This is a genomic window from Xanthomonas sp. SS (assembly GCF_014236835.1).
Classification (GTDB): Bacteria; Pseudomonadota; Gammaproteobacteria; order Xanthomonadales; family Xanthomonadaceae; genus Xanthomonas_A.
Genome location: NZ_CP051190.1, coordinates 1456685 through 1470388 on the forward strand (window position 1 = coordinate 1456685; position 13704 = coordinate 1470388).

The following is a 13704-nucleotide window of genomic DNA, read 5'->3' on the forward strand; positions in this document are numbered from 1 at the left end:
GCTGAAGCCGCTCCTACAGGGGCTCATGTTTCGATCACCGCGGGATGGGCACGCTGCCCTGGATCGAAAACGCGGCCGCGTCGCCGGGCGCCCCGGTGCCGGGTTGGCCGCCGCCGACGAAGATGCGGTAGTCGCCGGGCTGCACCGCGCGCTGGCCGGCGCGATCGACGTCGCTCAGCTGCCGCGGCGCCAGCTCGAAACTCACCTCGCGCGACTCGCCCGGCTGCAGCGTCACCCGCTGGAAGCCGACCAGACTGCGCAGCGGCGATTGCGCGCGTTGCGGGTATTCCAGGTACACCTGCACCACCTCGTCGCCGGCACGCGTGCCGCTGTTGCGCACCTGTGTGCTCACTCGCAGGTTGGCGCCGGCCTGCAGCGTCGTGGTCGACAGCTGCGGCGCGGCGTAGGCGAAGCTGGTGTAGCTCAGCCCGCTGCCGAACGCGAACAGCGGCTCGCCCTTGAAGTAGCGGTAGGTGCGGCCCTTCATGTCGTAGCTGACGTAGGCCGGCAGGTCCTTGGTGGAGCGGTAGAAGGTGACCGGCAGGCGGCCGCCCGGGTTGACGTCGCCAGCCAGCGCCTGCGCGATCGCGGTGCCGCCGGACTGCCCCGGATACCACGCCGCGACGATCGCATCGGCATGCTGCTTGGCCCAGTTCAACGCCACCGCGCTGCCGCTCATCAGCACCACCACGAGCGGCTTGCCGCTGGCCTTGGCGCGCTCCAGCAGCGCCTGCTGCGCCGCGGGCAAGGCGAGGTCGTTGCGGTCGCCGCCGTCGAAGCCGGGCACGTCGATGCGCAGTTCCTCGCCTTCCACGTCCGGCGACAGGCCGACGAAGGCGACCACCGCATCGGCCTGCGCGACCGCGCGTTCGGCCTCGGCCAGTTGCGGCGCGGCCGGCGCCAGCCATTCCAAGCGCAGGCCCTGGTCCTGGCCGCGGTGCTCCAGTTCCAGGCGGATGCGGCGCGGGCGCGTGTCGTCGAAGTGCAGCACGGTCTCGACGTTGCGGCCGTCGGCGTTGTGCATGCCGGCCGGCAGGTGCTTGTCTTCGGCGTTGCCGGCGACGACCAGCTTGTCGTCGATGTACAGCCGCACCGGATCGTGGCCGGTGCAATCGAAGCAGCGCGCCACGCGCACCGCCAGGGTGTAGTCGCCCGGTCCGGGCGGCAGCAGTTCGCCGCTCCAGCGCACCGAGTAGCGGTCCTTGTCCACGCCCTTGGCCGGCGCCACCTGGTCCCAGTTGAAGCTGACCACGCGGTCCTGGCGTTGCGTGCGCGGATTGCCGGCCAGATCGACGTTATCGAAATACTCGCCACGCAGGCCGGGCTTGCCGTCGCTGCGCAGGGCGGTCTCGGGGATCATGCCGGGCACGCCGGCGGCGAGCGGCGCGCCTTGCGCGTAGCTCACGTTCGCGGCGCCGAAGCGTTCGCGCAGGCCCAGCAGCGGCGTCACCGGCGCGGCCGAGGTGCCCTGGTAATTGGCTTCCAGCGCGGCCAGCGCGTCGGCATTGGGGCCGATCACCGCTAGCCGCAAGCCCGGCTTCAGCGGCAGGGTGGCGTTGCGGTTCTGCAGCAGCACCAGCGATTGCTGCGCGGCCTGCAGCGCCAGTGCGCGGTGTGCGGCGCTGTCCACGTCCTTGGCGCCCAGCCGCGCGTACGGGTCCTTGCGCTGCGGCTGCAGTTCGCCGAGCCGGTAGCGCGCCGCGAACAGCCGCACCAGCGACCGGTCGAGCAGGGCTTCGTCGGCGTCGCCGCGCTCGATCGCCTGGCCCAGTTCGGCATAGGCGTGGCCGCAGTTGAGGTCGTGGCCGGCCTTGAGCGCGGCGGCGGACGAGCCGGCGTTGTCGGCGCGGAAATAATGGAACTGGGTCATGTCGTCGAGCGCGTCGCAGTCGGAGACGACGAAGCCCTTGAAGCCCCAGTCGCCCCGCAGGCGGCCGTTGAGCAGCCAGTCGGCGGCGCAGGCCGGGGTGCCGTGCAAGGAGTTGTAGGCGCACATCACCGAGCCGGCACGGCCGTCGACGATGGCGGCGCGGAACGCGGGGGTGTAGGTCGCTTCCAGGTCGCGCGGCGACACGTCCACGTCGAAGCCGTGGCGGCCGGGTTCCGGGCCGCTGTGCACGGCGATGTGCTTGGGCGTGGCGATGGTGCGCGGGTGGCTGAGGTCGTCGCCCTGCAGGCCGTGGATGAAGCCCACCGCCAGCTGCCCGGTGAGGTAGGGATCCTCGCCGTAGGTCTCCATGCCGCGGCCCCAGCGCGGGTCGCGGAAGATGTTGATGTTGGGCGACCAGATGGTCAGCCCGGCGTAGCGCGGGTGGTCCTTGCCGGGGCGGCCGGCGAGATTGAACTTGGCGCGCGCTTCGGTCGAGGTGACCGTGCCGACCTGCTCGAGCAGGGCGGTGTTCCAGGTGGCGGCCAGGCCGATCGCCTGCGGGAACACGGTGGCGTAGCCGTTGCGGGCGATGCCGTGCAGGCCTTCGCTCCACCATTCGTAGGCCGGCACGCCCAGGCGCGGAATCGCCGGCGCATCGTTCATCGCCTGCGCGACCTTTTCCTCGCGCGTCATCTTCGCCACCAGCGCGGCGGCGCGGTCCTCGGCGTCGTCGGCATGCGCAAGCGGCGCAGCGGCCAATCCAAGCACATACAGCCCCCGCAAAATCCCCTGTAGGAGCGGCTTCAGCCGCGACCGCGCAGTGTCCGCATCGCGTCGCGCGCTATCGCTCATGGTTCCCCGGATTTCCTTGTGCAGTGTCGGTGCCATCCGCATCACTTCGCCTCCGCCGGCTCGGGCGGCGACCCGGTGAGGGTTTCTGCCAGATCGCGCACCTGCAAGGCGCTGCGCAACTGCTCCAGCGTCGCGTTGCTGCGCACGTGCACGGTCAGCGGCTCGCCGGGCAACAAGTCGAACGCATTGTCGGACAGCGTGGCATCCAGATCGCCGAACGCCAGCCACACCTCGCGCGCCAGCGTGGCGCTGGTCAGGGTCAGCGCGTAACCGTCGCCATCGGCGCGCAGTTCGCTGCGGATGTCGGGGCTGGGCAGATGCAGGTTCTTGGCCGCGTCGAAGAACACCAGGTTGCGCGACAGCACGCGCGCGCCGTCGAGCAGCTCGAATACCGCGACACTGCGCTTGGGATCGGCGCGGCGCAGTAGCTGCGCATCGCTGAAACTGCCCACGCGCACGCTGGACAGCGGCGCCAGGGTCACCGGTTTCTCGCTCTTGCTCAGCACCTTGCCGGACACATCCATCACCCGCATGCGCCAGCGCGCGGCCAGCGGCACGGTGCGGTCGGAGACCAGCGTCACCTCGGTCTGGCCCTTGTCGTTGCGCAGCGCGGCGATCAGCTCCGGCGCGTAGAAGCGCTTGGCGTGGTAGTGCAGCGCCTTCCAGCGGCCGAAGTAGTCCAGGCTGGACCAGGACGCGCCCGGCCACACGTCGTTGAGCTGCCAGTACAGCGTTCCCATAGACTGCGGCCGCGACGCGCGCAGGTGCTCGGCGGCCAGGGCGATGCCTTCGGCCTGCATCAGCTGGCTCAGGTAGACGAAGCTCTCGAAATCCTTGGGCTCACCGAATTCGCGGCGGATGTACAGCAGCAGGCGCTGGTTGCCGTTGCCCTTGTCGAACTTCTGGTGCGCGCGCATCACCGGCGATTCCGGCTGCAGGTCGCCGGGTTCGGCGAAGGCGCGGATGGTGCGCATCTCCGGGAACGACTGCAGGCCGTACTCGGACATGAAACGCGGGGTCACGTTGAGGTATTCGGTGACCGGCAGCGCCGGACCGCCCCAGACTTTCCAGTAGTGCATGTCGCCGTCGTCGGGCTGGTCGGCGGCGCCGTCGAAATCGGTGCCGGGCGAGGTCGCCCAGTACGGGGTGTCGCTGTCGTACTTGCTCACCGCCTCGCGCAGCACGGTGCCGAACAGCGTGGTCATGCCGCGTTCGATGCGGCTGCGTTCTTCCGGATCGATCGACTGCTTGAACTTGACCCGGTCGCCCCAGTTTTCCCAGCCGGTCTGCACTTCGTTGTTGCCGCACCAGATCACGATGCTGGGGTGGTCGCCCAGGCGCTTGACCTGCGCTTCGGCCTCGGCGCGGGTGTTTTCGCGGAACGCCACGTCGTAGGGCGGGATCGCGCCGCCGAACATGAAGTCCTGCCAGATCATGATGCCCAGGCGGTCGGCGTCCTCGTAGAAGCTGTCCGGCTGGTAGTGGCCGCCGCCCCACATGCGCAGCATGTTCATGTTGGCGTCGCGCGCCGATTGCAGGATGCCGCGCATGCGCGCCGCATCGACCCGGCTGGGGAAGCTGTCGAACGGGATCAGGTTGGCGCCCTTGGCGAACACCGGGATGCCGTTGACCACGATCGCGAAACCCTTGCCCCACTTGTCCTGGTCGCGGCGCAGTTCGACGCTGCGCAAACCGGTGACGCGCTCGGTGGCGTAGCTGTCGCCGCCGGCGTCGCGGATGCGCGCCTTGAACGTATACAGATCCTGCTTGCCATAACCGGACGGGAACCAGCGCTGCGGCTTGGCGATGCGCACCGGCACGGTGAGCGTGTTGCTGCCGGGATCGAGCACCGCCTTCTGGCTCAGCTGCGCCACGCGCTGGCCGTCGGGGCCGAGCACGTCCAGCTCCAGCTGCACCTCGCCGCTGCGGCCGGCCTGCACCTCCAGTTGCGCGAGCAGTTGCGCCGCGTCCGCATCGACGCGTTGCTGGGCGATGTGCAGGCCTTCCACGCGCAGCGCGTCCCAGGCTTCCACGCGCACGTCCTGCCAGATGCCGGCGGTGACGATGCGCGGGCCCCAGTCCCAGCCGAAGGTGTAGGGCGCCTTGCGCACGTAGGTGGAGCTGTGGCGGGCGACGGGTTCGTCGCCGAACGCCGAGTCGTAGGCGCCGGGCAGCGCGTACGGCTGCTTGGCCAGCCATGGCTGGAGCTTCTTGATCGGCGAGTACAGCCGCACTTCCAGCACGTTGTCGCCGCGCTTGAGCAGCGGCTTGGCGTCCACCCGCCACTGCCGGAACATGTTGTCGGCGGCGAGCAGTTTCTTGCCGTTGAGGTAGACCTCGGCGAAGGTGTCCAGACCGTCGAACACCAGCTCCACGTGCTCGCGCGCGAGCAGCGCGGCGTCGGCCTTGAAGCGGGTCTGGTATTGCCAGTCGCTCAGGCCCGCCCACTGGATCTTGGCCTCGTTGTCGCGATAGAACGGATCGGGCACTACCCCGGCCGCGATCAGGTCGGTCTGCACCGTGCCCGGCACCTGCGCCGGCAGCCACTGCGCGGCCTTCGGGAATTCCTTGGCGCGCACCTCGCCCGGCGCCAACCGCACCTGCCAGCCCTGTTGCAGCGGCAGCGTCGTCGGCACCGCGGCCTGGCCCATCGTGGGCAGGCCCAGCGCCAGCAGCAGCCCGAGCCGGGCGGGAAGGCACAGGTGCGGCGCGGAACGGTAACTGCGGTGCGGCTGGGTCATGCGTGGGTCTCCAGGGTCAACGCGCGGCGGCGGGGGGCGCCTGCGCGGTGGTTTCGATCAGGTGGACGGCGCCGATGGCGTAGTACGGGCCGTTGATGCGGGCGGTCGAGCGCAGGCACAGGTCGTGCGTGCCGGTCTGCTTGGGCAGCGGCGCTTCCAGCGAGAACTGCTCGCCCAGCGCCTTGCCGCCCGGCAGCGGGATCCGCGCCAGCAGCTTGCCCTTGCAGTCGCCCAGGCGCACTTCCAGTTCGCCGTGCGCGGTCTTGGCCGGGTACTGCTTGACCTTGACCTGCTCGTGCGCCAGCCCGTAATTGCGCGCCAGCCGCGCGGCATCGATGCGGATGCGGGCGATGCCGTCCAGGCGCGCGTCGGCGTAGCGCCAGCAACCGCTGAACAGGTCGATGTTGAACACCGGCGTGTCCTTGCCCGACATGTCCGGCAGCAGCGGCACGCGCAGGCCCAGGCTGCCGTCGGCGCAGGAACTCAGGCCCTGGGTGTCGCGGCTGAGCAGGCCGGGGCGGTCGAGGATGCGGGTACGCGGCGCGGCCAGCACGCTGCCGTCGTCGGCGAAGGTGGCCGCGCGCACGGTGACCGGCAGGGTCACGTCGAACGGCTTGTCGTAACGCGGCGAATCGGCGGTGGGCTCGCTGCCGTCGGTGGTGTAGCGGAAGCTGCCGAACTTGGCCTGGTTGCCGAGCGCGATGCTGGCCTTGCCGCTGTCCAGCGCGGCGTTGTCGCCGCCCTGGATGGCGATGTCCGGCGCGAACGCGCCGTCGCCGTAGTCGATGCCCAGCGCGCGGTAGCGGTTGAGCTGCGCCGGCAGGCGCTGCAGGAAGCCGTCCCAGCCGCGCGCCGCCGGCGGCGACCACGCCGCCTCGGCCAGCGCGCCAAGGCGCGGGAACAGCGCGTGGTCGATATGCCAGGCCGAGGGAATGTATTCGGCCCACAGCGCGGCCTGCGCGCCGAGCACGTGCTTGGCTTCCTCGGCGTTGAGCGCGGCCGGGACCGGATCGAACTCGTAGACCTTCTGCAGCGGCAGTACCGCCAGCCGGCCGTTGGGCTCGTCGTTGCGCGCGCTCTGCAGGTTGTCCAGGTACAGCCAGCCGGCCGGCACCAGCACCACGTCGTGGCCCTGCTTGGCCGCGGCCACTGCGCCATCGACGCCGCGCCACGACATCACCGATGCGCTGGCCGGCAGGCCGCCTTCCAGGATCTCGTCCCAGCCGATCAGGCGCCGGTCGTGCTTGGTCAGGTAGTCGGACAGCTGCTGGTTGAACCAGCCCTGCATCGCGTGCGCGTCCTTGACCCCGAGCTTGCGCATCTGCGCGCGCACGGCGGGCGAACGCTCCCACTGGTCCTTGACCGCTTCGTCGCCGCCGATGTGGATGTACTGCGAAGGGAACAGCTGCAGCACTTCGTCGAGCACGCCCTGAATGAAGGTCATGCTCTTTTCGTCGGTATTGAACAGGTAGGGATTGACCCCCCAGTCCACCGACACCTTCGGCCGCTGCCGGGTCACGCCGACCAGTTCCGGGTACGCCGCCACCGCCGCCTGCGCATGCCCGGGCATGTCCAGCTCCGGCACGATGGTGACGTGCCGCGCGGCGGCGTAGGCCACCAGGTCGCGGATCTGGTCCTGGGTGTAGAAGCCGCCGTAGCTTTCCGGCACGCCTTGCGTGCCGGCGCCAGGCGGGGTGCGCCAGGCGCCGATCTCGGTGAGCTTGGGATAGCGCTTGATCTCGATGCGCCAGCCCTGGTCGTCGGTCAGGTGCAGGTGCAGCACGTTGAGCTTGTGCTCGGCCATCGCGTCGATGACGTGCTTGACCGTGTCCGGGCTATGGAAATGGCGGGCCACGTCGAGCAGCAGGCCGCGCCAGCCGAAGCGCGGCCAGTCGCGGATCTTGACCTCGGGCACGTCCACTTCGCCCTTGCCGGCATCGGGGGTGAGCAGCTGCCAGGCGCTCATCGCGCCGTAGAACAGGCCGCGCTCGTCGCGCGCCTGGATCAGCATGGTGCTGCCGTCCACGTCCAGCCCGTAGCCTTCCGGCGCTTCCACCGGGGCGTTGGGGTTCATCTGCAGGCGGATGGCGCCATTGGCCGGAATGGTCTCGGCGCGCACCTCCAGCGACAGGCCGCGGGTCTTTTCCAGCAGCGCGGCCAGTTGCCGGGCCACGCGCATGGCCGCGTCGTCGTCGGTCGGCACCGACAGGGTGCTGCCGGTGCCGATGGTCAGCGTGGCGCTGCCGCGCTTGGCCTGCGCCGGTGCCGGAATCAGCGGCAACGGCGCGGTGCTGACCGGTTTCGGCGCAACCGGTGCGGGTGCAGCGGCGGGCTTGGCGGTGTCCGCCGCGGCGGGGGCCTTGCGGTCGCAGCCGCTCAGTACGGCAACGAGGGCGAACAGGGCAAGCCCCAGCCACGTGGTGCGGGACGCCGCCGCGGCGCCCGCCGGGGCGGTCGTCGGGCGGTGTGGCGTGCGCTGGCGTGCACCTGCTGCAATCATTCGGTCTACCTCGTGCTGTGCGGACGCCTATCGTAGTGGATCGGCGCGTAACGGATCAGCGCGATGCGGTCGGCAGCTCGTCCCACACCTTCGGATCCTCGGCGCCCAGCACCCAGCAGCTGAAGCCTTCCAGGCCGTATTGCTTGACCATGTCGTAGCGCGCGCGGAAGCTGCGCGCATCCGGGCGGAACACCCACTCGCGCATGTCGTCGCGGTAGAAATAGAACCACGACTCCTGCTCCTGCGCATCCCACTGCACGGTGGCGTTCTGCTCGATCGCCAGCGGGAAGGACTCGTCGGCGTCGATGTAGGTCGCCGAGATGTTCGACGCTTCGGTGCCGTCTTCCTTCACCGGGTTGCCGGTGTACCAGCGGTAGCCGTAGGTGGCGATGCCCAGCGACAGCTTTTCCTTCGGCACCTGGGTCAGCGCGTAGTCCAGGTGCTTCTTCATCCACACCATGCCGTCGACCGGGCCGGGCGTGGTCCAGCGGGTGTGCTGGTCGTAGGTCATCAGGCTGACCAGATCGACCGCCTGGCCGAGCGCCTTCAGGTCGTAGGCGCCGCGCCAGTATTCCCACATCCACTTGGAGAACTGCCCGCCTTCGGCGTAGCCCGGCGCGTTCGGCACCACCGCCACCGACATCTTGAAGCCGGCCTTGTGCAGCGCGTCGGCGGTCTGCTTGACCATCAGCGTGTAGGCGTCGCGGTCGGTCCAGGCGATGTTCTCGAAATCGAACTGGAAGCCGTAGTAGCCGTTCTTTTTGCCGTGGATCAGCAGCGAGCCGATCATGCGCTTCTTCGCATCCTCGTCGTGCATCAGCTTGTGGAAGCCTTCGCGGCCGGTGGTCATCGACAGGATCGGCATCACCCGCAGCTGCTTGCGCTTGGCGATGTCGTAGATGTACGCGTTGGGGGTGCCGTTGACCAGGCCGTTCTGGTCTACGCCGTACCAGGTCGGCACCACCACGTCGATCTTGTCGACGTTGGCCAGGAACGAGTTGGTCGATTTCTGCGTGCTCATCAGATAGAACAGCGCGGTCGGGTTCTTGGCCATGGCGGGGGTACAGACCATGGCCAGGGCAAGCAGCAGCCCTGCGAATCGCTTCATCATCGGGGGAATATCCGTCAGCGGGTGGAAGTGGGGGAGGGCAGGTCGATGCGGAACACGTAGGCGTGTTCGCCGGCCGGCTTGGCCGGCAGGGTCAGGTGCAGGCCGTCGGCGCGCTGTTCGAACGGCACCTTCTTGCCGGTGGCGAGCAGGGTCACGCCGCGCACGCCGTCGGCGGGCGTGAGCGAGCGGATCACCGCCTTGCCGCCGGCCGGCCAGCCCAGCTCGATCGCGTACAGCGCGCCGTGGCCGGTGGTGAAGCGGAAATCCTCGGCGGTGTACGGCTTGGTCTTGGTGTCCTGGAAGGTGCCGCCGACCACTTCGGTCGGGCCCTCGCCATAGGTGCGCCACGGCTGGCTGTCGTAGATCGCCTCGCCATTGGTCTTCAGCCACTTGCCGATCGACAGCAGGATGTCGCGTTCGGTATCGGGGATCGAGCCGTCGGCGCGCGGACCGATGTTGAGCATCAGGTTGCCGTTCTTGCTGACCACGTCCACCAGCATGTGCACGATGAAGGTCGGGGTCTTGTAGGTGTCGTTCTCCACGTAGCCCCACGAGGCGTTGCTGACCGAGGTGTCGGTCTGCCAGTGGGTCGGATGGATGCCGGTGAGCTGGCCACGCTCGATGTCCAGCGTGCCGGCGCCTTCCGGGAACGCGCCGAGCTTGTAGTTCACCACCACCCCGTCGCCGCGCGCGGCGCCGTGGTTGTAGTAGTACGACAGCATGGTTGGCAAGGTGCTGCGGAAGGTCGGGTGCGCGATCCACCAGTCGAAATAGATCAGCTCCGGGTCATAGCGGTCGATCAGCTCGGTGGTGCGCGCCAGCCAGTCGTCCAGCCACGCCTGCGACACCGGCGTCCAGTCGTTGACGACGTCGGCATCGTCCTTGCCCGGCAAGCGGATCTGCGCCGGGCCGTACAGGCCGGCGTAGCGCGGATCGTTGACGTCCGAGTCGAAGGTGCGGCCGCCGTCGAAGAACCAGTTGTGCTCGGCGCGGTGCGAGGACAGGCCGAAATGCAGGCCTTCGGCGCGGATCGCCTTGGACAGCTCGCCGATCACGTCGCGCTTGGGACCCATCTTGCTCGCGGTCCAGTCCGACAGCTGCGAGTCGTACATCGCGAAGCCGTCGTGATGTTCGGCCACCGGCACCACGTAGCGCGCGCCGGCTTCGCGGAACAGCTTGGCCCAGCCCTGCGGGTCGAACTTGGGCGCGGTGAACAGCGGGATCAGGTCCTTGTAGCCGAAGGTGGACTGCGCGCCGTACTTTTCACGATGGTGCGCGTAGTCCTGGCTGTCCTTGGCATCGGGTTGGTACATGTTGCGCGAGTACCACTCGTTGCCGAAGGCCGGCACCGAGAACACGCCCCAGTGGATGAAGATGCCGAACTTGGCGTTGTCGTACCAGCCGGGCGAACGGTAGTTCTTCAGCGAGGTCCAGTCCGGGCGGAACGGTCCCTTGCGCGCGCCGGCGTCGGCTTCGCGCACCAGCCGCGCGCGTTCGGGCGCGTACTTGGCGGTGGCCTGCAGCCACTGCTGGTCGATCTGTTCGGGACTGAGGGTGGTGGCGGTGGGCGCGGTCGGCGACGGCGCATCCGCGGCGCAGGCGGGCATGGCCGCCAACGCGAGAATGAGGGAAAAGCTGCTTGCCAGAGTCTTGCGTACAGCTCCGGCGTGGCGGGATCGGTCCGCGCGCAGGCGGGTCTCGGACGTCATGGAACTGCACTCCTCTGTAGAAAACGCGATGCCGGCGCAAACGAAACGCCGGGCAAAAAAAGGGCGCGCCACCGTGGAGGGTCGGTGGCGCGCCAGTCCTACATCAGAACTTGAAGTTCAGCTGCGCCTGGTAGCCGCGGCCGTTCTTGTACATGCCGATCGGCGCGTACTTGACCTCGTTGTACCAGTAGTACGTGGAGTCGAGCAGGTTGGTGGCGCTGACGCTGACGCTCATCCAGTCGTTGATCTCGTACGAGGCGGTCAGGTCGAGCTGCTTGTACTCGTCGGTGAACACGTTCGAGTCCAGGCGGCCGATCTGGGTGAAGTACTTGGAGCGGTAGCTGTAGTTGACCCGCACCATCCACGGACCGTTTTCCCAGTACGGGATCACGTTGTAGGTGTTGCGCGACAGGTACGGCAGGTTCAGGCCGTCCTCGGAGCTGGACTCGGCGTAGGTGTAGTTCGCCTGCAGGCCGAAGCCGTAGCCGAACGCCTGCTGGTAGTTCAGCGACGCGCCCTTGACCTTGGCGCCGGTGGCGTTGATCGGGCGGGTCACGCTGTACGGCTGGTTGACGATGCCGTTGGTCGGGTCGCTGAGGATCTCCGTGGTCGTGGTGCTGACGATGTAGGAGCTGATGTCGCGATAGAACACTTCGGCCGACAGCATGCTGGACGGAGCGAAGTACCATTCGGCGGCCAGATCGTAGTTGGTCGACTCGTACGGCTTCAGGTCCGGGTTGCCGCCGCTGGCGGTCAGGTCGCCGCTGGTGCTGTTGAGCGAGAACGAACCGGCCAGGTCGCTGTAGCGCGGGCGTGCCATCACCTTGGCCGCGGAGAAGCGCAGCACCTTGGTGTCGTCCAGGTCATAGGCGATGTTGAAGCTGGGCAGCGGCTTCTTGTACTCGTTGCTGACCTGCTGGAAGGCGTAGGTCGTGCCGCCATCGCTGGTCTGGTAGTACTGCGACTTGTCCTTGGTGTCGGCGTAGCGCAGGCCGACGTTGCCGCGGAACTTGCCGGCTTCGAAGTTCATCTGCGCGTACAGGTCGCTGGTGATTTCCTTGACGTCGTAGATCTGGCCGAACTTGGGCGTCAGCGCCGCCTGCGGCAACCCCTTCAGATAGTCCAGCACCGAGTTGAGGTTGGCGGTCGGCCAGTTGACCAGGTCGCCGCTTGCGCCCAGGCCGTCGTACAGGCCGCCCGGCGTGGTGCCCGGGTTGAAGCCGGTCAGCAGCACGTCCTGGTTGGCGAAGATCGCGTTGCCGCGCGAGTTCTGGCCGTTGTCGTGGTTGATGTACTTGTAGCCCACCAGCACCTTGTTGAACGGGCCCCATTGCAGATCGCGGGCCGCATCGAACTGGAAGTACTTTTCCTTGTCCTCGGTGGTGGTGTACTCGAGGCCGCCGGCCTGCTGGCCGGAGGCCAGGCCCCAGTTGGAGGCGCTGTTGTTGTCGTAGGTGACGCCGGTGTGGCTGCCGTCGTAGTTGAAGTTGTAGCCGCCGTCCTGCAGCAGGAACTTCATCAGGTACTCGGGGTTCTTGCCGCCGGTGGCCTTGGTGGTGCCGGCCTGGGTGGTGAACACCCAGTTGTCGCCGTACCAGTCGTGGCGCAGGTTCACGCTCTTGGTGGTGACGGTGCTTTCGCGATAGTTGGTGTCGAGCTGGGCGTAGGGCTGGCCGGCGGCGCCGTCGGTGACGGTGCCGGAGCTGATGTAGCCGTTCTGCACGTTGGCGCTGGTGACCTTCTTCAGATCGTCGTTGCAGGCCGGGCAGACGTAGCGCGATTCGCTGAAGTTGTTGTACTTGCCCTTGATGTAGATGCCGGTCAGGTTGAACTCGTTCTGCTCGTTCGGCTTCCACTGCAGCGCGCCCTGCAGGCCATTGCGCTCGCGGGTCTGCTGGAAGTAGGCGCTGTTGATGCCGGCCGGCACCTTGGCAGTAGCAACGTTACCACCGTCGCCCGTGATATTGGCGGTGGCGGGGATATTGGCGCCGGTGGTGTAGCCGAAGAACTCGATGCCGGCGCGCGAGATGTCCTGCTTGTCGTGGGTGGCGGAGATCAACGCGCCGAAGGTCTCGTCGTCGTTCTTCCAGCTCCACAGCGCCGAGCCGCGCGGGTTGCCTTCTTCCGAGCGGTCGTTGTAGTTGTAGCCGACCGAGCCGCGGATGGTGTTCTTCGGCAGGTCCAGCGGCTTGCGGGTGTGCACGATCACGGTGCCGCCGATCGAGCCTTCGTCGATGCGCGCTTCCGGGGTCTTGTAGACCTCCATCAGGCCGATGATTTCCGGCGACAGCAGGGTGTAGTTGAAGGTACGGCCGCTGGTGTCGGACGGGTTGCCGCCCCAGTCGCCCGAAGCGATGGTCTGGCCGTTGAGCAGCACGCGGTTCAGCGCCGGATCGGTGCCGTTGATGCTGACCTTTTCGCCTTCGCCGAACTGGCGGTCCACGCTGATGCCCGGCAGGTGCGCCAGCGACTCGGCGGCATTGGTGTCCGGGAACTTGCCGATGTCCTCGGCGCTGATCGCGTCGACGATGGAGTTGGCCGAGCGCTTGACCGCCTGGCTCTTCTCCAGCGAGGCGCGGTAGCCGGTGACGGTGATGGTGTCCAGTTCCTGGACGTTCTTCGACTCTGCGCCGGAAGCGGGTGCTTCCTGCGCCATAGCATTACCGGACAGGTACAGCGCGGCCATGATGCTGATGGCTAACGTGGTGGTGCGGCTATTCATTGGCTAAACCTCTGGGTTAGTACATGGGCATGAGGTGCCAACCGATGTTCCGGCGTGCTGGCCGCTGCCCGGCCTGTTGATTGCGCGGCACCTTGCGGTGGTTGCGCGTATCGCGTTTCGGTGCGCGTCGTCCGGTCGTTGACGCGGAAGTAGCCGGCCGGCGGCACCGAGGGCGCCGGTCCTTCCTTGTTTCCTGTTG

General features: G+C 68.0%; 6 protein-coding genes. All 6 read right to left on the bottom strand.

Annotated elements, in window-relative coordinates; translation table 11 throughout:
- Window positions 1–34: 34 nt before the first annotated feature.
- Window positions 35–2722: a glycoside hydrolase family 3 C-terminal domain-containing protein gene (locus tag HEP74_RS06085; RefSeq protein WP_185815643.1), complete on the bottom strand. Its 2688-nt coding sequence runs from the start codon at window positions 2720–2722 to the stop codon at window positions 35–37.
- Window positions 2723–2763: 41 nt separating this feature from the next.
- Window positions 2764–5463: a beta-mannosidase gene (locus HEP74_RS06090; protein ID WP_185815644.1), complete on the bottom strand. Its 2700-nt coding sequence runs from the start codon at window positions 5461–5463 to the stop codon at window positions 2764–2766.
- 16 nt (window positions 5464–5479) lie between these two features.
- Window positions 5480–7963, bottom strand: coding sequence for a family 20 glycosylhydrolase (locus tag HEP74_RS06095; protein WP_185815645.1), 2484 nt, complete (start codon window positions 7961–7963; stop codon window positions 5480–5482).
- A gap of 55 nt (window positions 7964–8018) precedes the next feature.
- Entirely contained in the window at window positions 8019–9074 is a 1056-nt protein-coding gene (locus tag HEP74_RS06100; RefSeq protein ID WP_185815646.1) for a glycosyl hydrolase family 18 protein, read from the bottom strand.
- A 14-nt stretch (window positions 9075–9088) separates the two neighbouring features.
- On the bottom strand, window positions 9089–10783 hold the full coding sequence (locus HEP74_RS06105; RefSeq protein ID WP_185815647.1) for an alpha-L-fucosidase: 1695 nt from the start codon (window positions 10781–10783) through the stop codon (window positions 9089–9091).
- Between the two features lie 103 nt (window positions 10784–10886).
- A complete protein-coding gene (locus tag HEP74_RS06110) occupies window positions 10887–13505 on the bottom strand; it encodes a TonB-dependent receptor (RefSeq protein ID WP_185815648.1) in 2619 nt (872 codons plus the stop codon).
- Window positions 13506–13704: the final 199 nt, after the last annotated feature.